Source organism: Streptomyces sp. NPDC002690 (assembly GCF_053592415.1).
Genome location: NZ_JBSFVR010000456.1, coordinates 1 through 5176, shown reverse-complemented (window position 1 = coordinate 5176; position 5176 = coordinate 1). Strand labels below are relative to the sequence as shown.

The following is a 5176-nucleotide window of genomic DNA, read 5'->3' as shown; positions in this document are numbered from 1 at the left end:
TGCCCGGCGGACGAGGTCACGTCGGCCAGCTTCTTGCCCGCACGGGCGAAGGCGCCGGCGACTATCGCGGTCGAGTTCGCGTCGCTCGGGCTGCCAGCGGCTGCGGCGCCCCTGCCAACTCGTTTCTCCAGTAGTCGAGTTGGATGGCGACCCGGCTCTCCGGGTCGCGCTCGTCGCCCAGCAGTCCGCGCTGCCAGAGCGTGTAGTCCGCGTACTGCACCGGCAACGGCTCGAACGCGGGTGCCTGTCCCGCCGTGCGGGCGGCGTACGCCGTCAGCAGGTCTCGGGTCAGCGGGACCATCGACGCGCCGTCGCCGGCGATGTGGTGCAGGACCAGGACCAGCACGCCGACCCCGGTGCCGTCGCGGAGCAGGCGGGCCCGGATCGGGATCTCGGTGCGCAGGTCGAAGCAGTACCCGATTTCCTCGGCGACGGCAGCGCCGAGGGCGTCCGGCGCGAGGTCCCGGACGGGCAGGTCGGTCACCACCTCGTCCTCGGCCAGGATCACCTGGTGGGCGGACCCGTCCTCGTCCTCGGCGAACACCGTGTGCAGGCTTTCGTGGCGCAGCACCACGTCGCGGAAGGCGGCGGCCAGCGCGGCGGCGTCCACCTCGCCGCGCAGTTCGAACACCACCGGGAGGTTGTAGAGCGCCGACGGTCCCTCGAAGCGGCACAGGAACCAGAGCCGGCTCTGCGCGTAGGACAGCGGCAGGCGCTCCGGGCGGGCGAAGGGCTCCACCCGGGGCCGCACTCCGAGCGCCGCGGCGGTGACGGTTCCGGTGACGGTCGCGGCGCCGGGCTCCAGGTGTTCGGCGAGCTGCGCGACGGTCGGGTTGTCGAACACCGCACGGATCGGTACCTCGGCCCCGAACGCCCGGCGAACCTTGCCGATCAGGCGGGTGGCACGCAGCGAGTGGCCGCCGAGCAGGAAGAAGTCGTCGTCGATGCCGACCAGGTCGAGGTCCAGGACCTCGGCGAAGATGCCCGCGAGCAGTTCTTCGCGCGGCGAGCGCGGCGCCCGGTAGGCGCGTCCGGTGGTGAACACCGGCGTGGGCAGCGCGGCTCGGTCGATCTTCCCGCTGCGGGTCAGCGGCAGCTCGGCCAGCACCATGAATGCCGCCGGGACCATGAACTCGGGTAGCTGCTCGGCGACGTACCGGCGCAGCTCGCCGGCGAGGCGGTCCTGCTCGTCCGGCTCGGCGCTGTCGACGACCGCGTAGGCGACCAGTTGCTTGGTGACCTCGCCGAGCGCCCGCTCGCCCGCGCTCTCCCGTGCGAGGACGGTGCAGCGCCGCACCAGCGGGTGGCCGGCGAGGACCGCCTCCACCTCGCCCGGCTCGATCCGGAAACCGCGGATCTTGACCTGGCCATCAGCGCGGCCGACGAAGCGCATCGCGCCGTCGCGGCCCCAGCGGACCAGGTCGCCGGTGCGGTACAGCCGGCCGCCGGCCGGGTCGAAAGGGTCGGCGACGAACCGGGTCGCGGTCAGGCCGGGACGTTCGAAGTAGCCGCGGGCCAGGCCGGTGCCGGCGATGTACAGCTCGCCGACGACGCCCGGCGGCACCGGCACCAGGCCGGGGCCGAGCACGTACACACGGGTGCCGTCGAGCGGCGCGCCGATCGGGACGCCGGCCGCCACGTCGGTGTCCGGCGTCAGCGTGTGGGTCAGGGCGGCCACGGTGATCTCGGACGGACCGTAGGCGTTGACGATCTCGGTGTGCGGGGCGTGGACCCGCATCTGCTCGACCGTGGCGACCGGCAGCACGTCGCCGCCGGTCCAGACGTGCGGCATGGCGGCCAGGCAGGCCGGATCCTGCTCGACGAGAGCCGCGAACAGGCCGGTGGGCAGCAGCGTGCCGGACAGCCGGTGCCGTTCCGTCAGGGCCCGGACGGCGTCGGCGTCGACCGTCCCGGACTCCACGACCACGCAGCCGCCGGACAGCAGCGGGACCCACAGCTCCCAGGTCGAGGCGTCGAAGGACAGCGAGGAGTGCAGCAGTACCCGGTCCAGCCCGGCGGAGGACCGGTCGGCCGCCAGCGCGACCACACCCTCGTGGGTGATCATCACGCCCTTGGGGCCGCCGGTGGAGCCGGAGGTGTGGATGACGTGCGCGAGGCTCGACGGCGAGACCGGACCGGCCGGCGCCCGGTCACGCGCCGCGTTCACCGAGTCGGCCGCTTCGGGTCCGGCCGCTTCGGGTCCGGCCGCTTCGGGGCCGGCCGCTTCGGGGCCGGCCGCTTCGGGCTCAGCCGCTTCGGCCTCGGCGAAAGTCAGGACCTCGACGTCCGCGGCGAGCCCCGGGAGCGGCTCGCCGCCGGTCAGCACCAGGACGGGCCGCACCGCGGTCACCATCGCCCCGAGCCGCTCGGCCGGGTACTCAGGATCGAGCGGGAAGTAGGCGGCGCCGGCCTTCAGCGCGGCGAACACCGCGACGACGAACTCCGCCGAGGGACGGAACGCCAGCCCCACCAGCGACTCGCGGCGCACGCCGTGCCGTGCCAGGGCCCCGGCCAGCCGGGTCGATCGGGCGTCGAGCTCGGCGTACGTGAGGGTTCGGCCCCCGGCGACCACCGCAGGCGCGTCGGGCGTCCGCAGTGCCTGCGCGGCGAACACCTCGGTGATCGTCGAGCGCACCGGCTCGCGCGCGGTGTCGTTCCACTTCACCAGGACCTCGTGGGCCCGGGCCTCGTCCATCAGCTCGACCAGGCCGACCGGAACGTACGGGTCGTCGACCACCGTACGCACCAGGCCGAGCAGCTGCTCCAGGAACAGTTCGAGGTCGGCGAGGACGTACCGGGTCGCGTCCGCGTCCACGTGCACGGACATGCCGTGCCCGGGCCGCTCGTCGGCCAGCAGCGTGAACGCCAGGTCCGGCACCGCGCCGAACCGGATGTCGGTGATGTAGCCGCGCGCGCCGTCCAGGTCGAGCGTCTGTGCCCACGGGATGACGTTCAGGCTGGGGCCGAACACCGCGCCGCCGGAGTTGGACGCGCCGATCGCCTTGCGGATGTCGGACATCTGGAACTGGCCGTGCGTCCCGGTCGTGCGCAGTTGCTCGGCGACGTCCGCGGCGACGTCCGCGAACGCCGCCTCGACCGGCACCCGGACCCGGGTCGGCACGATGCCGCGCAGCAGCCCGGGCGAGGTGGCGTCGGCCCCGGTGCGGTTGGAGCCGGCCACCGAGAACACGAACTCGCCGAGCCCGGTCATCCGGCCCAGGAAGACCGCGGTCGCACCGGCCAGCAGGCTGCTGACCGTCATCCCCAGCGACTCGGCGACGCCCTCCCACTCGGTCAGCTCGGCGCGGGTGACGACCGCGGAGCTCCGCAGCTGGCCGGGCGCCGCGCCGCGGCGGCGCTCCCCGTGCAGGCGCGCGGGCTCGGGCAGGTCTGCCAGGTAGTCACGCCAGAAGCCCTCGTCGGCCGCGTAGCGCTCGGAGGCGCGGTAGCCGGCGTCCTGCTCAGCGATCACCCCGGCGTCGCCGAAGTTCGACGGAACGGCCGGGCGGCCGTGGCGGGCGGCGGTGTACAGCTCGGCAACCCGGGCGACCAGCATCGCCATGCCGAAGCCGTCGGTCACCAGGTGGTGGAAGGCGAGCAGTATCCGGCAGTGGTCGGGCCCCAGCCGGATCGTCCCGGCCCGGACCAGGACGTCGTGCTCCAGGTCGAACGGCGTGGTCAGGACGGAATCCACCACGGCCCGCGCCGCCGCCTCCGGGTCGGGCTCGTCGGTCACGTCGGCGCGGAACGGCTCCCAGCCGACAGCGTCCTTGACCACCTGACGCAGCCCGTCCTCGAACTCGCGGACGTTCACCCGCAGGACCTCGGCCTCGGCCAGCAGGGTGCGCAGCGCCGACTCCAGCAGCTCCACGTCGATCCCACCGGCCACGTCGACGACGAGGCACGGGATGTTCGGGACTTCCGGGGCGAGGGCCTGCGCCAGCCACAGCTCTTTCTGCGCCGACGACATACCGAACGAATGCGAGGGATGCATGGCTGCCCTTCCGGAAGTCCCGCGGCATTTACGCCTTTCGGCCGCGCCGCCGTAATCTACGGGGCCCGAACTCGGGACCTCAAGAGTGGTCAACTCCCATGTCGACCAGGGGTATTGGAGCATCGAGGCCGGGTGCGGAAATTCCGCACCCGGCCTGGAAGAAAGACAATCGGTCGGTCAGTTCGAGGTGGCGGAAAGGAGCAGATTTTCCCCGATGTATTCCGCGAGGGCCTCGGACGTCGGATTACTGTAGACGAGCCCCGCCGGCAGTACCAGGTCGGTCGCGACCCGCAGACGGTTACGCAACTGGACGCCGCCGAGCGAGTCCAGGCCCAGGTGCTGCAGGGGCGTTGCCGGGTCCACGTCCTCTGCCTCGCCGTGCCCGAGGACTGCCGCCGCCTGCCCGGTGACCAGTGCCACCAGCAGCCGGTGCCGGTCGGCCGGATCGGCCTCCCGCAGGCGCGTAAGGAGCTGGGACGCAGACTCCGCGGGGGTCGCCGCGGCACTCCGCCGGGCCTTCGGGACGAGGCCGGACAGCAGCGCCGGCAGCCCGTCCGCCGCTGCCAGCTTCCGCAGCACGCCCAGATCCCACTGGGCGGCCACCAGGTGGCCGGTGCCGGTACGGACCGCGGCGTCGAACAGCTCCAGGGCCTGGTCGGTGGCGATCGCAAGCACCCCGTCCTCGCTGCGCTTGCGCGCGAGGTCCTCGGCGCCGAGGTGGCCGGTCATTCCGCCGACCGACGCCCACAGGCCCCAGGACACCGACTGGCCTGCCAGCCCCCGGCCACGGCGGTGCTCCACCAATGCGTCCAGAAAGGCGTTGGCGGCGGCGTAGTTGGCCTGGCCCGGCGTACCGATCACACCGGACAGCGAGGAGACCATGGCGAACAGGGACAGGCCGAGGTGCGCGGTCGCCTCGTGCAGGTACCAGGCGGCGTCCGCCTTCGCGGCCAACACCCGGTCCAGGCGTGCGGGGGTCAAAGAGCTGATCACACCGTCGTCCAGCACACCGGCCGCATGGACCACACCACGCAGCTCGAAACCCTCCGGCACCGAAGCGACCAACCCCCGAACCGCATCACGGTCCGACACGTCGCAAGCCACCACCTCCACCACCGCCCCGGCGGCCTCCAACTCCGCCACCAACCCGGCAACACCCTCCGCCGCCCCACCACGCCGCGA

2 protein-coding genes are annotated in these 5176 nt (G+C 73.1%); both read right to left on the bottom strand.

Annotated elements, in window-relative coordinates:
* Nucleotides 1-61 precede the first annotated feature (61 nt).
* On the bottom strand, nt 62-3994 hold the full coding sequence (locus ACWD3D_RS33170; RefSeq protein WP_451464433.1) for an amino acid adenylation domain-containing protein: 3933 nt from the start codon (nt 3992-3994) through the stop codon (nt 62-64).
* A 177-nt stretch (nt 3995-4171) separates the two neighbouring features.
* On the bottom strand, nt 4172-5176 hold a 1005-nt coding region (locus ACWD3D_RS33165; protein WP_451464432.1), incomplete at its 5' end, for a beta-ketoacyl reductase.